This window comes from Herbaspirillum sp. GW821-FHT09A12 (genome assembly GCF_059418325.1).
The window spans coordinates 61270-76615 of record NZ_JBWKPR010000003.1 but is presented as its reverse complement, the minus strand read 5'-3'; the positions used below and the strand labels follow the sequence as shown (position 1 = coordinate 76615).

At 65.4% G+C, this 15346-nt stretch carries 9 protein-coding genes; 8 read left to right on the top strand and 1 reads right to left on the bottom strand.

Annotation, left to right across the window (positions count from 1 at the left end):
- Positions 1 to 65 precede the first annotated feature (65 nt).
- The 5 genes from AC07N6_RS10520 to bcsZ all read left to right on the top strand — a co-directional run bounded on the left by AC07N6_RS10520 (position 66) and on the right by bcsZ (position 10876).
- Positions 66 to 1721, top strand: a complete 1656-nt coding sequence (locus tag AC07N6_RS10520; RefSeq protein ID WP_494781787.1) for a methyl-accepting chemotaxis protein — start codon at positions 66 to 68, stop codon at positions 1719 to 1721.
- A 459-nt stretch (positions 1722 to 2180) separates the two neighbouring features.
- Positions 2181 to 4556 carry a UDP-forming cellulose synthase catalytic subunit gene (gene bcsA, locus AC07N6_RS10515; protein WP_494781786.1) on the top strand — a complete coding sequence of 792 codons (2376 nt, stop codon included), beginning with the start codon at positions 2181 to 2183 and terminating at the stop codon, positions 4554 to 4556.
- Positions 4557 to 4570: 14 nt separating this feature from the next.
- The gene (locus AC07N6_RS10510) at positions 4571 to 6877 is read left to right on the top strand and encodes a cellulose biosynthesis cyclic di-GMP-binding regulatory protein BcsB (protein ID WP_494781785.1); all 2307 of its coding nucleotides are present in this window, start codon (positions 4571 to 4573) and stop codon (positions 6875 to 6877) included.
- Entirely contained in the window at positions 6874 to 9690 is a 2817-nt protein-coding gene (locus tag AC07N6_RS10505; RefSeq protein ID WP_494781784.1) for a cellulose synthase subunit BcsC-related outer membrane protein, read from the top strand. Before AC07N6_RS10510 ends, AC07N6_RS10505 begins: the two co-directional genes overlap by 4 nt.
- Positions 9680 to 10876: a cellulose synthase complex periplasmic endoglucanase BcsZ gene (gene bcsZ / locus AC07N6_RS10500; protein ID WP_494781783.1), complete on the top strand. Its 1197-nt coding sequence runs from the start codon at positions 9680 to 9682 to the stop codon at positions 10874 to 10876. The genes AC07N6_RS10505 and bcsZ overlap by 11 nt, the downstream gene beginning before the upstream one ends.
- A gap of 77 nt (positions 10877 to 10953) precedes the next feature.
- On the opposite strand, the gene AC07N6_RS10495 is transcribed toward bcsZ, so the two are convergent.
- Positions 10954 to 11838: a LysR family transcriptional regulator gene (locus AC07N6_RS10495; RefSeq protein ID WP_494781782.1), complete on the bottom strand. Its 885-nt coding sequence runs from the start codon at positions 11836 to 11838 to the stop codon at positions 10954 to 10956.
- A gap of 274 nt (positions 11839 to 12112) precedes the next feature.
- Here AC07N6_RS10495 and AC07N6_RS10490 point away from each other — a divergent pair, with 274 nt between their 5' ends.
- The 3 genes from AC07N6_RS10490 to AC07N6_RS10480 are packed head-to-tail and all read left to right on the top strand — an operon-like array spanning position 12113 to position 15344.
- Positions 12113 to 13063, top strand: coding sequence for an amidohydrolase family protein (locus tag AC07N6_RS10490; protein WP_494781781.1), 951 nt, complete (start codon positions 12113 to 12115; stop codon positions 13061 to 13063).
- A gap of 13 nt (positions 13064 to 13076) precedes the next feature.
- Positions 13077 to 14405, top strand: coding sequence for an MFS transporter (locus tag AC07N6_RS10485; RefSeq protein WP_494781780.1), 1329 nt, complete (start codon positions 13077 to 13079; stop codon positions 14403 to 14405).
- Between the two features lie 18 nt (positions 14406 to 14423).
- Positions 14424 to 15344, top strand: a complete 921-nt coding sequence (locus tag AC07N6_RS10480) for an SMP-30/gluconolactonase/LRE family protein (protein WP_494781779.1) — start codon at positions 14424 to 14426, stop codon at positions 15342 to 15344.
- Positions 15345 to 15346 lie beyond the last annotated feature (2 nt).

The window sequence follows — 15346 nt, the reverse complement described above, 5'->3', positions numbered from 1 at the left end:
CGATCCGGTGGCCGGCAAGCTTCCTCCCCCGACATGAAAAATCAACAACTCCGGAAGGAGAAAAAATGAGCTACTTCGCCAACATGAAGATAGGCCGGCGCCTGACCCTGGGCTTCGCTTTCATCCTGGTTGCCGCCTGCGTGGTGGTCGCCTTTTCCATCTGGCGCCTGCATGGCATCGCCGCGGCCACCGCCGCCATGATGCAGCAGCCGCTGACCAAGGAGCGTCTGGTGTCGGACTGGTACCGCACCATCCATACCAGCGTGCGCCGCACCACGGCGATCGCCAAGAGTTCCGACGCCAGCCTGGCTGCCTTTTTCGCCGAGGATGCCGCTGCGGCAACCAAGTTGTCGAGCGGGCAGCAGAAGGCGATCGAGGCGCTGTTGAGTTCGGATGCCGAGAAGGCCGTTTTCGACAAACTCTCGGCGGTCCGCAAGGACTACATCAAATACCGCGACGCCATCTCCAAGGCCAAGGCCGACAGCCAGACCGATGAGGTCGAGAAGATCCTGGCCGGCCCTTACGATGCGGCGGCCAAGGGCTACCTCGACCTGCTGCAGCAATTGCTCAATGTACAGCGGGCGGGCATCGACCGGATCGCCCAGGACATCCAGGCGATCTATGAACAGAGCCGCAACCTGATGCTGGCCTTGGGCGCGTTGCTGTTCGTGCTGGGTTGGCTGTTCGCCTGGCGCCTGGCGCTGGGCATCACCCGTCCGCTGGAACGGGCGGTCGACGTGGCCGAGACCGTGGCGGCCGGCGACCTGAGCATGCAAGTGGATGCGCGTATGGCATCGCGCCGCGACGAGACCGGCAAGCTGCTGCATGCCTTGCAGGCCATGACCGGCAACCTGGCGCGCATTGTCGGCCAGGTGCGCAGCGGCACCGACGCCATTTCCACCGCGTCGCGCGAGATCGCCAGCGGGAACCTGGACCTGTCGGCGCGCACCGAGCGCCAGGCAGGTTCGCTGGAAGAAACCGCTTCAGCCATGGAGCAACTGACCTCCACCGTGCACCAGAACGCCGACAACGCGCGTCAGGCCAACCAGTTGGCGGCCTCGGCTTCGGCGGTGGCGCAGCAGGGCGGCGAGGTGGTGGCGCAGGTGGTCTCGACCATGGGGTCGATCAATGAATCCTCGCGCAAGATCGTCGACATCATCGGCGTGATCGACGGCATCGCCTTCCAGACCAACATCCTGGCGCTGAACGCCGCGGTGGAAGCGGCGCGCGCCGGCGAGCAGGGGCGCGGCTTCGCGGTGGTGGCGTCGGAAGTGCGTTCGCTGGCCCAGCGTTCGGCGGCGGCGGCCAAGGAAATCAAGGGCCTGATCGACGACTCCGTGGCCAAGGTCGGCACCGGCAGCCAACTGGTGGGCCAGGCCGGCAGCACGATGGAGCAGGTGGTCGCCAGCGTGCGCCACGTGGCCGATATCGTCGGCGAGATCACCGCCGCCAGCAGCGAGCAAAGCGATGGCATCGGCCAGGTCAACCTGGCCATCACCGACATGGATCAGACCACGCAGCAGAACGCCGCCCTGGTGGAGCAGGCTGCGGCCGCAGCCGAGGCGATGCAGGAGCAGGCCGCCCGCTTGTCCGAAGTCGTCAGCCAATTCAAGCTGGCTGGCGCACCTGAGCAGCAAGTTGCCAATGCCTCAGCGCCGGCATTGGCGGCATCTCGCCCGTCGCGCGACATTAGCCCGGAGCGTGCGGTCCTGCGGCCCTAGGATGATGAAACGCCGTCCAGGGACGCGCAAGTGACAATGCCGGGCCGCGCAGCGCTCCGGCATTTTTCTTGGCGGCGTCGCATGGAACGGCCGGGCGGCCGTCTCCCGTCCGGAGCGGGGCAAGGCGCGGCGGAGATACGGGAAACATGATTTCTCGCATCCAAATTTTCATTATTTTTCACGATATGTAGGCAATTCGCATCATTTCAGGGATTTCCCGATAGGAAGTGAAAGCCCTCGCTCGGACAATTGTACAATTGAAACTTTTGTGCTTTTGATAATAAATTTTGTGGCTATTTGTTCATATTTTGATGGGTTTGTTGGGAGTAAGCTTGGTCGAGAGCAACAAAACGACCGGGCGCCTTGCGCCAACGGCAAAACGCATCGCCCAGGATCTGGCTTTCCAGCCTCTGGAAATCGGGCCAGGCTGAATCACCCGCATCAAAGAAAACACACATCATGGACCAGCAGCGAAGCAGTGACTTGTTGATGGCGCGCAATGGCGGCAAGCGCTTGCTGGCGCGGGCCGGGATCGTGGCGCTTTGGCTGGCGGTCGCGCTGGTGCTGCTGGCGGCGGTGTCGGCGCGGGTCGAGCTGCAGGCGCAGTATGTGATGGGCGGCGCCGCCGTGGGCCTGATGCTGCTCTTGCGCAGCCTGGGGTATGTGCGGCGCTTTCGCGTGTTCTTCCTGCTGCTGTCGAGTTTCCTGCTGCTGCGCTACCTGTGGTGGCGCACCTTCCATACGCTGGGCTATGAAGGTTTCTTCGATTTCATCTTCATGCTCATGCTGTACCTCGCCGAGGTGTACGGCATCGCCATTGCGCTGCTGAGTTTCTTCGTCAACATCCACCCGCTCAAGCGCGACCCGCCGCCGCTGGACACCACGTCCGGCAAGCTGCCCACGGTGGACGTGCTGATCCCGACCTATAACGAACCGGTGGAGCTGCTGGAGATCACCTTGCGCGCCGCGCTCGACATGCGCTACCCGGCCGGCTGCCTGAACGTCTACCTGCTCGACGACGGCGGCACGCTGCAAAAGCGTACCCAGACTTCGCCGGCCAAGGCGGCCGAGGCGCAGCAACGGCACATCGCGCTGCAGGCGCTGGCGGCGCGCCATGCCGGCCATTACCTGACCCGTGAGAAAAATCGCCATGCCAAGGCCGGCAACGTCAACGAGGCGCTGGCGCATTGCAAGGGCGACCTGGTGCTGATCCTCGATGCCGACCACGTGCCCACGGTGGACTTCCTGGAAAAGACGGTCGGCTTCTTCCAGCGGGATGAGAAGCTGTGCCTGGTGCAGACGCCGCACTTTTTCATCAATCCCGACCCGGTCGAGAAGAACCTCGACATGTTCGGCCGCATGCCGCCCGAAAACGAGATGTTCTACGCGGTGATCCAGCGTGGGCTGGACTTCTGGGACGGCGCCTACTTCTGCGGTTCGGCCGCGCTGATGCGGCGCGCGCACCTGGACGAAGTGGGCGGCATCGGCGGCGTCTCCATCACCGAGGACGCCGAGACCGCCATGAAGCTGCACGCCAGGGGCTACCGCAGCGCCTATCTCAACGAGCCGCTGATTTCCGGCCTGCAGCCCGAGACCTTCGCCAGCTTCATCGTGCAACGCCTGCGCTGGGCGCAGGGGATGGTGCAGCTGTTCTTGTTGCGCAACCCGCTGACGATGAAGGGCCTGTCGATCCCGCAGAAGCTGTGCTACTTCTCCAACACCTTCTACTGGTTCTTCAGCTACGCGCGCGTGATGCTGCTGCTGGCGCCGATGGCCTACCTGGTGCTGGGGCTGCGCTTCTACAACGCCAGCATTCCCGAGTTCTTCGGTTATGGCCTGCCGGCGATGGCAGGCGCCGTGCTCACTTCCGACTACCTGTTCGGCCGCTATCGCTGGACCCTGGTTTCGGAACTCTATGAAATGCTGCAGTCGCTGTTCTCGCTGCAGGCCATCCTGATGGTCATCAAGAACCCGCGCGCGCCCAGCTTCAACGTCACGCCCAAGGGCGAGCAACTGGAGCGGGACGCCATGTCGCAACTGGCCGGCCCGTTCTATTTCGTCTATGCGATGGTGATGCTGACCATGGCGGTGGGGCTGTGGAAGCTGTGGCACGCCAGCGAGCATCAGGACGTCATCATCTCCGCCCTGTGCTGGGACCTGCTCAACCTGATTATCCTCAGCGCCTGTATCGGCGTGCTGTACGAGCGCAAGCAGCGACGCGCTTCGCCGCGCGTGCCGGCCAGCCTCAATGCCGAAGTGGCGCTGCAGGACCGGCCGGACGACGCCGGCACCCAATGCCTGGGCCCGCAGCAGGTCGCCGCCGCCGAGCGCACGCTGGACGACCCGCTGCCATGCCGCGTGGTCGATATCTCTTCCGGCGGCGCCCAACTGCAGTTCGACATCGCGCTGGCAGGCCAGGTCGACCTGAAGATGAACCGCCTGCGCGTCTACAACCAGGCGCTGGGCCATGACAGCCTGATTCCGATCGAAGTGCGCAGCAGCTTCACTTCCCGGGACAAGCGCAAATTCCTGGTCGGCGTACGCTTCACCGACCGCAGCGTGGCCGGCCTGTCGGAGACCGTGTCGCTGTCGTCGGGCGACAGCGCCCGCTGGCGCCAATACCGCGCGCACCGCAACCGGCGCCTGGGCATCCTGGCCAGCGTCATGCTGCTGGTGCGGCTGGGCACGGTGCATGTCAGCGCCCAGTACTACATGTTCTTCAGGGAACTGGCGGCCTACCTGTACCGCCGTCTGGTCGCGCCCGTGCTGGCCACGCATGTGGTGGCGTCGTTGCCATACCGTCTCAAGCGCTTTTACCGTTATCTCATCCAATGAATCCGGATCCATCCATGACTTCGTCCAAGCCCATCGTCCGGCGCTTTTCTTCCTTTACCTTCCAGGGTGCGATGCTGGCGGCATTGCTGCTCGCCAGCTTGCAGGCGCCGGCCCGCGGCCAAGAGACGGCGCCTGCCGCGCCCAAGCCTGTCGCCGCCAAGGAGGCGCAGTCGCGCGAAGTCCGCCTGGCCGATCTGGGCGGCAAGCCGGGGCCGCTGCGGCTTACCCGCCTGGATGGCGCGGCCATGCTGAGCATCCCGTTGTCGCGCCGGGAAAACATCCAGTCCGCGGTGCTGCACCTGGTCTCGACCAATTCCATCGCCCTCGACAGCCGTTCGCAACTGGTGGTGCGCCTGAACGGCCAGAGCATTGCGCAGTTGCAGTTGTCCTCGCGCCAGCCGGAAATCACCGCCGACATCCGCCTGCCGGTGGAGCTGCTCAAGCCCGGTTATAACCAACTGATTTTCCGCGTGGCCCAGCACAGCCAGGATACCCAGTGCGAAGACCCCAACGCGGCCGAGTTGTGGACCGAGATCGACACCGTGCAGTCGACGCTGCGCCTGCAGTCCGAGCTCAAGCCGGTGGCGCCGCTGCTGTCCGACCTGAACGACCTGTTCGATCCCAAGCAGCATGTGCCGCAGAAGTTCAACATCATCACCGCCGGGCATCCGGATGCGGACGGCGCGCTGGCCGCCGGCGGCATGGTGGCCCAGGGCATCGGCCTGAAGCTGCGCTACGTGCTGCCGGCCATCAGCCAGGTCGACGCCCAGGCCGGCAACGGCGCCGGCGTGGTGCCGGGCCTGCAGCTGGCGCCGCTGGCCGGCGCCGACAACGTGCTGGTGGGTACGCTCGAGCAGCTCAAGCCGTATATCGACCCCAAGGTCGCCGCCCAGATCAAGGGCAGCTTCCTGGGCGTCTACCCGATGGCCGACGGCCGGCATTTCCTGCTGATCGTGTCCGGCAACGATGAGGGCCAGGTCAGCCGCGCGGCGCAAGTGTTCGCCTGGCAGCGCCTCGAATTCCCGCAGCAGGCGCAGTGGAACATCGCCGGCTTCACGCCGCCCGGATTGCCCGACTACCAGCCGCAGGCCAATATCGCCACCCAGGGCATCTACAGCTTCAAGCAACTGGGCTTCACCACCGCGCCGATCACCGCGGTGTCGCCGGCCGAACTCAACGTGAACCTGCCGCCCGACGTGTATGCCCAGGAAGATGCGCAGATGGAGTTCCACATCAATTTCTCGCAAGGGGCGATGATCAATTCCAACATGGTCATCAACCTTTACCTCAACGACGTGTTCCAGCGCGCGATCTCGGTGGAAGACCGCCAGGGCGGCTTCTACAGCAACTATCGCCTGACGCTGCCGCTGCGCCATTTCAGGCCGGGCAACAACGTGCTGTCGTTCCGCCCCAGCATCATGCCCAACCGCCAGTGCGAGCAGACCGGCCCGCTGAACATGAGCCTGTTCGACGACTCCTCGGTGAAGGTGCCTTACATCTACCGCTTCGCGCAATTGCCCGACCTCTCGCGTTTCGCCAGCAATGCCTTCCCCTATGTCACGCAGAGCGACGGCAGCCAACTGAGCCTGGTGGTGGCCGGCCGCGACAGCGCCACCATCGGCGCCGCATGGACGCTGCTGGCCAAGGTGGCGCAGAAGCAGACCGTGCCGCTGGGCGCGGCCCAGATCACCTTCGGCAAGCCGGACGCGAAGCGCCACGCGCTGGTGGTCGGCGCGGTCGACGCCTTGCCGCGCGAGCTGCTCAAGGGCGCGCCGTGGATGCTCGACCAGAACCTGGGCTTCGCCGGGGCCTCGATCCCGCTGGCCATGCCGACGGCCGAGTCCAACTGGTTCCGCCAGCAGTTCCAGACCATCGCGGGCACCAACCGCAGCAATACCGATTCCAGCTACCTGAACACCGCCATCTCCGGCGACGCCAGGCTGAACCGGCAACTGCTGGTGATGCAGTTCCGCGCGTCCGCGCTGGGCGGCCATACGGCGACCGTGTTCGCCGCGGCCACGCCCGAGCAGTTGCAGCAGGGCATGGGGCAATTGGTGAGCCCGGCGTATTGGAACAATATCGCCGGCGATGTCTCGCTGCTGTCTTTCGGCAAGGCCGAGGTGGCCACGCAGCGCATCGGCCCTACTTATGACGAGGGCAGCATAGGCAAGACCGAATACCTGGGCTATATCGCCTCCAAGTACCCGTGGATCTGGTATGGCGTGGCGATGATCGCGCTGGTGGTGCTGGCATGGCTGTGCTGGCGCCTGCTGCGCGCCCACCTGCGCCGCCGCCAGGATCAACGCAACCTGGACGTATGAGCAAGCGTTGCGCAATGCGATGGCGGCGTTGCCCGGCCTGGTTGCAAGGCATGGGCCTGGCCGCGCTGGCCGGCCTGCCGTTGCCGCAAGCCGCGGCGCAGCAGCAAGGCAATGTCGCCAACCTGCAGCGCCAGGCGCAGCAGGCGGAGATCCGGCGAGGGGCGACTGACACGCGCATCATCCAGGGCGACGGCACGCGCGCTGACCGCAGCGTGCAGCAAGACCTGAAGCAGCGCGCCGAGCAGGTGCGGCGCGAGACTGTGGAAGCGCGTCGCCGCGCGCAGCAGGCATTCGCATTGCCGCCGTCCGGACCGGAGCAGCAGCAAGAGGCAAGCGTGGATACGCCGACAGGCGTCGATGAGCGGCCGCTGTGGCATCTCTTGCGCCGCAAGGAGTTGCGCGGCTTCGACCAACTGGCGGCGCGCATGCATGCGCAAAATGCCGAATGGTCGCCCTCGGCGCAATTGCTGGTCGAGCGCGCCCGCCTGCAAAAGGAGGGCGAGATCGAACGCCTGTTCGCGTATGCCAGGAGCGGCCCGGTCGGACCGCTTTCCGTGGCGCAGTTGCAGGCGCTGGTGGCGCAATATCCGGCAGACTTTTCCTGCGCGCGCATCGACCGCCTGTGGAGCGCGGCCGAGCTGTTCGCCCGCGCCGGCCGCAAGGACGCCGCCTTGGCGCTTTACCGTTCCGTGTTCCCCGCTTGCCAGCCGGCCGCCAACCGCATTGCCACGCTCTACATGGCGCAACAGGTGTTGGGGGCGGAGAGCGATGCGGTGGCGCAGTTGATTGCAGCCGAAGAAGGCGCCGCGCGCGATGCCGACAGCGATGCGAAATTCCAGCGCCTGGTTTATGACCGGGAGCTGACCCGCCTGGCCGCGACCGATCCGGCCGCGCCCGAGGCCTTGCCGTTGTTGGGGACGCTGGCCGCAGGCATCGGGCAATACCGCGATGGCCCGGCTGCCACGCTGGCCGGCTGGATCATGCTGGCGCAGCGGCAGAGCGATGCGGCGCAGCAATGGTTCAGGCGCGCCCTTGAGTGGGCGCCGTCCAATATCGATGCGCAGTTGGGTTTGCTGCAGATCCGCCTGGAGGCCGGCGATCTGGCCGGCGCCGAGAGCCTGCTCGCGCAACCCGGCCTGGCGGCCGACCCGCGCGCCAAGGCACAGCGGGCGCGCCTGCAATTGCTGCGCGCCGACCGCCTCAACCGCGACAAGGACTACGCCGCCAGCCTGGCCGCGCTGGATGAGGCCGAGCGCCTGGGCGCGGACAAACGGCAGACGGTGCAGCTGCGCGGCTGGAACTTGTATGGCAGCGGCCGTTACGCGCAGGCGGCGCAGGTCTTCTTCGCCCAATACCGTGCAACCCATGACATGCGCATGGCCGAAGGCTGGGCGCTGGCCGAGAACGCCCGCGGCCGCCTGCAACAATTGGCCGCCATGCCGGAAGCCGCGCAGGCGCCGCTGGCCGACTATGTGATGGCGCTGCAAAGCCAGCAACTCTATTACCGCAAGCAGTTCGTCGAAGCGCAAAGCCTGCGGCAGCGCACCGAAGACGACATCGCCGCGCAGGCCACGGCCGATGCCGCGGGCGCTGCGCAATTGCGCGACAGCGTCAAGACTTACCTGCCGCAGAACCTGCAGGGCGTGAACGCGGCGTCGGTGACGGCCGGCTTCACCTATTCCAACCATGCCGGCGCCGCCGGCCAGGGGTATCTGGAAACCCTGGCGCCGGCGCTGCGCGCCGAGTGGTTCGGCGGGGTCAACGGCACGCGCCAGTACAACCTGCGCGTGCGCGGCTTGCGGCTTGACGCTGGCGCGATCACGCCTGATGGCGTGGCGCAGGCGTTGGGCGTGCCGGCATCGGCCACGCAGTCCGGCCAGCAGAATGTGCAGGAGGTGTGGTTCAGCGTGGAAGACAGCGTATGGCTGACCAGCCTTGGGCGCCTGGCTTGGCAGGCGGCGCTCGGCGCCACCCACGGCGGCGCCGGCGGCAGCGATGTGCATGGCCAGGCGGGCGTGGAGCAGCAGACCGCGTGGGGCAGCTGGTCGGTCTACGCCGGCAGCAATCCGGTGCGCGATTCACTGTTGTCCTGGCGCGGGGTGGCCTTGCCCGGCAGCGGCGATTACTGGGGCGACGTGCGGCGCAACGCGGCCGGCGCGAAGGTGCTGGCGCAGGTCGGCGCCGACTGGAGCGTGTCGGCCAATGCCGAGCTGGCCGGTTTCAACGGCCATCAGATACAGGGCAACCGCGCCGTGGCGCTGGACCTGGGGGCCGGCTATCGCCTGAAACTGGCCGGCTTCGATTACTTCAACGTCGGCCCGGCGCTGCATTACCTGCATTACGACAACAACCAGAACCAGTATGGCTGGGGCCTGGGCGGTTATTACAGTCCGCAGCGTTCGCTCAGCGCCGGCATCGCCTCGCAGTTCCTGACGCTGGAAGGGCGCCAGGGCCAGTTGTCGGGCAACCTGGAACTGGGCTGGAACAGCGCCCGCGAATCGGCCTCGGCCTGCCTGCCCGGCGGCGTGCCGGCGGCTTACCTCCCGGTCGCCGCGTCGTCGGTCAATTGCGGTTATGCTGGCAGCAGCAACAGCGGCATGTATGCACACGTACAGTTGGCGGCGGTCAAGCGCTTGACGCCGCGCTGGCAACTGGGTGTGCTGGGCGACCTCAACGTCACGCCCGGACGCGACCGGCAATATGCGGCCATGCTGTTCGTCCGTTATTTCTTCGAGGACCGCGCCGCCGTCTTCAGCCGCGACTTGCCCAAGAACACGCGTGATTTTTCCGGACAGTTGGACGATGGACGATGACACCTATTCCCCCCGGCGGCGACGCCTGATCGTGGCGGCCGCCATGCCCCTGATGGGGCTGTTGCCCGGCATCGCCGCCGCGGCCGCCGCGCCAACCTGCGCGACCGCCTGGCCGCAATGGGACGCCTTTGTGCGGCGCCACCTGCAGGCCGATGGCCGCATCATCGATTTTTCCGTACCCGAGCAGCAGAGCACGTCGGAGAGCCAGTCCTACGGCATGTTCTTCGCGCTGCTCGCCAATGACCGTGCGCGCTTCGCCGCCATCTGGCGCTGGAGCCGCGACAACCTCGGCGCCGGCTCCGACAAGCTGCCGGCCTGGCGCTGGGGCAAGCGGGAGGATGGCAGCTTCGGCGTGATCGATCCCAATGCGGCATCGGACGCCGACCTGTGGTTCGCCTATGCCTTGCTGGAGGCCGGGCGCTTGTGGCAGATGCCGCAGTACCGGCAAGCCGGGATGGCCTTGCTGGCGCAGGTCAAGGCGCAGGAGATACGCCTCATGGGTGAGCTGGGGCCGATGCTGTTGCCTGGCCCCCATGGCTTCGAGGCCGGCAAGGAGCGCTGGCGCCTCAACCCCAGTTACCTGCCGTTGCCGCTGCTGCGCCGCTTCGCCGCCGCCGACCCCGACGGGCCGTGGAATGCGATGGCGCAAGGCGCGGCCAGGCTGGTGGCGCAGTCATCGCCGCAGGGCTTCGTGCCGGACTGGGTGATCTATGATGCCGCCAAGGGTTTCGTGCCCGACAGCGAACGCTCGGTGCTGGGCGGCTATGACGCCATCCGCGTCTACCTGTGGGCCGGCGCCACCAACGATGGCGATCCGCTGGTGGCGGGCTTGCGCAACGCGCTGGCGCCGATGACGCGCGCCATCGTCAGCCGTGCCGCTCCGCCCGAGACGGTCGATACGCTGACCGGCGCGCCGCAAGGGCGCGGGCCGGTCGGTTTTTGCGCCGCCGTACTGCCCTGGCTCAAGGCCACCGGCGCCAGCGAAGCGCTGGCGGCCCAGGAGCAGTTGGTGCGGGACAAATGGAATGCCTGGGCGCGTGCCGCGCCGCTGGCCGGCGCCGCAGGGGATGGCGAATTCAATTACTACAACAGCGTGCTGACCCTGTTCGGCTGGGGCTGGCTGCAGGGGCAATACAAGTTCGATGCGGCGGGGCAGGTCATGCCCGCATGGGCGTGCCAGGGGTAGTTGTCGGTCGATGCCGCCGGCGATGGCGTGGCGGCGGCTCTTAAATATCGCAAACAGGCCCTGGAGAAACCCGCTGCTCACTCGGCGTCGTAGCGACGCTTGATGATGGCAATAAGGCGCTGGGCCGCCGGAGACAGGTACATGTCGCGGCGATAGGTCACCCCCATGCGCCTGAGCATCGTGGTTTCTTTCAACACGACTTCCCTCAGGTTCCCGCGGCCGGCATCCAGGTTCAACTTCGATGCGAAGCCCAGCATATTGGTGCGCTCGATGAGCGGCATGATCATGTTGAGCACGGTGGGCGTGATTTGCACGGTCGGCCGCGCCAGGTGATGGCGGTCGAAGACGTTGTCCAGCCATTGCCGGCTAAGCACCGATTGCGCCGGCAGCACCCAGTGATAGTCGAGCAGCGCGCGCAGCGTGCGCTTGCGCTTGAAGACGGGATGGTGCGCGCTGGCCATCACGACCATCTGGTCATGCATGATCTCTTCAGTCTGGAACACATCGTCGCTCTGGATCACCGGCCCCAGCACGATATCCAGTTCACCGGCCTTGAGGCCCTCCAATAAGGCATCGTTCATCGAGACCTTGAGGTCGATGGTGACTTTGTTCGCCTCCAGCAGCAGCTCTTCGCAGACCGACGGGAGGATGTGCTCGGCAAGGGTGGGGATGCATCCCAGCCGGATGTTGCCCGCGCGTCCATTGGCATGGTCGCCGATCTCGCGGGCGGTGTCGTCCATCATCAGCGTGATCTGGCGCGAGCGTGCCAGCAGCGTCGCCCCCACCGCCGTCAGGCGGATGCCGCGCCCGGCGCGTTCAAACAGCGGCGCTCCCAGTTGCCCCTCCAGGCGGTCGATACATTTGGTCAAGGCCGGCTGCGTCTTGTAGAGCCGCTCCGCCGCACGCCCGACATGCCCTTCCTCGGCAATCACCTCGAAATACTTGAGATCGCGATAGTCCATGATCCTAGATCCGGTAGTTGAATGCGTTCGTCGGTGCCGGCGAATGCATAGCGCTTTCTCCGGCAAGGAGAACGGTATTGATACGGACAATGCTTGTGCTCATGCGGCTCTCCAGGAATAGCAAACGGTCAACTGTCGGATCCAGGATCATTCATTCCTGAAAGTTATGGAATGCAAAATAAAAGCAAATATACATTAAAAAAACCGGCGCGTAGACTGCCCTCCAAACGATGCAGCCGACCATTGCCGGCGCGGAAAAAACATGGAGACAAAGATGTTGGAGACAGTACAGACACGTCGTGCATTCCTGCGCCGGGCAACGGCGCTGGCGGCAGGGTTGGGCACAGCCGCATACGGCGCATCCGCAATGGCAGCCGATGAGGCGTTTCCCCATTCTTCCGGCAGTGAGCGCATCTCCGCCAGGTTGCCGGCCGATGCATGCGATTGCCACATGCATATCTATGACGACCGCTTCCCCTGGGCGCCCGGCGCCAAGCTGTTGCATCCGCCGGCCACTGTGGCGATGTACCGTCGGCTGCAGCAGCGGCTGGGAACCTCGCGCAATGTCGTGGTGACGCCTTCGGCTTACGGCACCGACAACCGCTGCACCCTGGACGCGCTGGAACAGCTGGGGCCGTCGGCACGCGGTGTCGCCGTGCTGGATACCGGTGTGAGCGATGCGGAGCTGGCGCGGCTCGACAAGGCCGGCATCAGGGGCTTGCGCTTCAACCTGGCGATCGGTTCCGTGACCAGCGCGGCCATGATCGAACCGCTGGCGCGCCGCGTGGCGCACCTGGGCTGGCACATGCAGGTCAACATGTCCAACGACGAGCTGCTCGCCAACCGCGACATGCTGTCGCGCCTGCCGGTTCCCGTGGTGTTCGACCACTTCGCCCGCATTCCATTGCAGGACAGCGCTTCCCATCCTGTCTATGCGTTCGTCGTCGGCCTGATGCAGGACCAGCGCGCCTATATCAAGCTGTCCGGCGCCTACCTGGCAAGCAAGGCCGGCGCCCCCGCATATGGCGACGTCGCGCCGCTGGCCCGCGCGCTGATGAGCGCGGCCCCGACCCAGGTGCTGTGGGGCAGCGACTGGCCGCACCCGACCGAGAAGCATAAGCCGGACGATGCACTCCTGTTGAATCTGATGGCCGAATGGGCCGGTTCCGACGAACAACTGAAGGCGTTGCTGGCGGATAACCCTGCGCGTCTTTATCGCTTCTGAGGAAAAAAACACAATGAGCCAAGCCCAGGAAGTCCGGATGACGCACGGCGCATCGACGGCGGAAACACAATTCGTCAACGAACAGTCCACGATGAAAAAGGTGATGCGTCGCCTGATTCCCTTCATCCTGCTGTGCTATGTGGTCAGCTATCTGGATCGCATCAATGTCGGCTTTGCCGCGCTGACCATGAACCAGGATCTGGGCCTGACGCCGTCGCAGTTCGGCCTGGGCGCCGGCTTGTTCTTCATCGGCTATTTCTTCTTCGAGATTCCCAGCAACCTGGCGCTGCATCGCTTCGGCGCACGCATGTGGATCTCGCGCATCATGATTTCCTGGGGCCTGATCTCCATGGCGACGGCCTTCGTGGTCGGCCCCAAGAGTTTCGCGCTGGCGCGCTTTTGCCTGGGCATGGCCGAAGCCGGTTTCACGCCCGGCATCTACCTCTATTTCACCAAGTGGTTCCCCGGCCAGTGGCGCGGCAAGGCCACGGCTTTCTTCCTGATCGGCATTCCGGTGGCCAACATCATCGGCTCGCCGCTCTCCGGTGCGTTGATGGAGCTGCACGGCCTGTGGGGTTACAAGGGCTGGCAGGTCTTGTTGCTGCTGGAGGCACTGCCGGCGGTCTTGCTGGGCGTGGCGTGCCTGTTCTTGCTGCCGGATCGTCCGTCCAAGGCGCGTTGGCTCACCCCGCGCGAACAGCAGTGGCTGGAAGCCGAACTGGCGACCGAGCAAAACATCCTGGCTGCGCGCCACGGCAACAAGCTGCGCGATGCTTTCGTCAACTGGCGCGTATTCGCGCTGGCCGGCGCCAACTTCTGCGGCATCATCGGTTCGCTCAGCATCGGCTTGTGGCTGCCGCAGATCATCAAGGAGTTCGGCTTGCCGTCGCACCAGGTCGGTCTGGTCGCCGCCATTCCTTACATCGTCGGCGCCATCGCCATGACCCTGTGGGCCAGGCTGGCCAACAACAGCGACAAGCGCCTGTTCTTCGTGGCCGGTGCGATCGCCGTCGCGGCAGCGTCGATCGCGATCTCGGCCTTCATGCATTCACCGTTGCCGAAGATGCTCGCCATCACCGTGGCGGTGGCTTCCATCCTCTCGTTCCAGGCCACCTTCTGGGCCATTCCCTCCGGCTTTCTCACCGGCCGCGCGGCGGCAGGCGGGCTGGCGCTGATCGTTTCCATCGGCAACCTGGGCGGTTTCGTCGGCCCGTCGATGATCGGTTTCATCCGGGAAGCGACCCGGGGTTTTACCTATCCGTTGATCTTCGTGGCCGGGGCGCTGCTGCTGGGGGCGGTGATCACCCTCGCGCTGGGCGACCCCGCCAAGGCCGAGAAATAAATGTCAGGACAACCCATCATGAGCTTCTTCGCACCACCTCCCACTGTTGAAACGACGATCTTCACGCGGCTGCCGGACAGTTTCCGCAAGCCGAGGAAGAATTCCTGGGGCGATGCCAATCGCGGCGGCCTGCCGATCGACTCTTTCCTGGAAGGGCCGTCGTTCGATCGCCAGGGGCGCCTGTATGTCACCGACATTCCGTACGGCCGCATCTTTCGCATTTCGCAAGAAGGGGCGTGGGAGCTGGTCACCGAGTACGACGGCTGGCCCAATGGCCTGAAGATCGACAAGAACGGCCGCATCGTCATCACCGACTACAAGCGCGGGCTGGTGCAGTTGAACCCGGACACCGGCGCAGTCTCGCCGCTGCTGGAAACGGTAGGCTCGGAAGGTTTCAAGGGCGTCAACGACCTGGTGTTCGGGCCGTCCGGCGAAATTTACTTCACCGACCAGGGGCAAACCGGCCTGCAGGATCCGAGCGGGCGCGTCTACCGACTGTCTCCCGATGGCCAGTTGACCTGCCTGATCAACACCATCCCCAGCCCGAACGGCATCGTCTACGACCCCGCGCTGAACCACCTGTTGGTGGCGGTGACCCGCGCGCAGCAGATCTGGCGCATCCCGCTGCACAACAGCGGCGTGGTGGGCAAGGTCGGCGTGTTCGCCAACCTGCATGGCGGCATGGCCGGCCCGGACGGCCTGGCGCTGGATTCCGAGAGCTGCCTGTATATCGCCCACACCGGTTTCGGCTCCATCTGGCGGCTATCCAGGTTTGCCGAGCCGTTGCTGCGGATCCGCTCCAATGCCGGTATCTCGACCACCAACCTGGCCTTCGGCGGCCCGGACGGCAAGCGCCTGTTCATTACCGAATCCCAGACCGGTTCCATCTTGCGCGCCGATGTGCCGGTAGCCGGCCTGCCGATGTATTCGCACGCCTGACG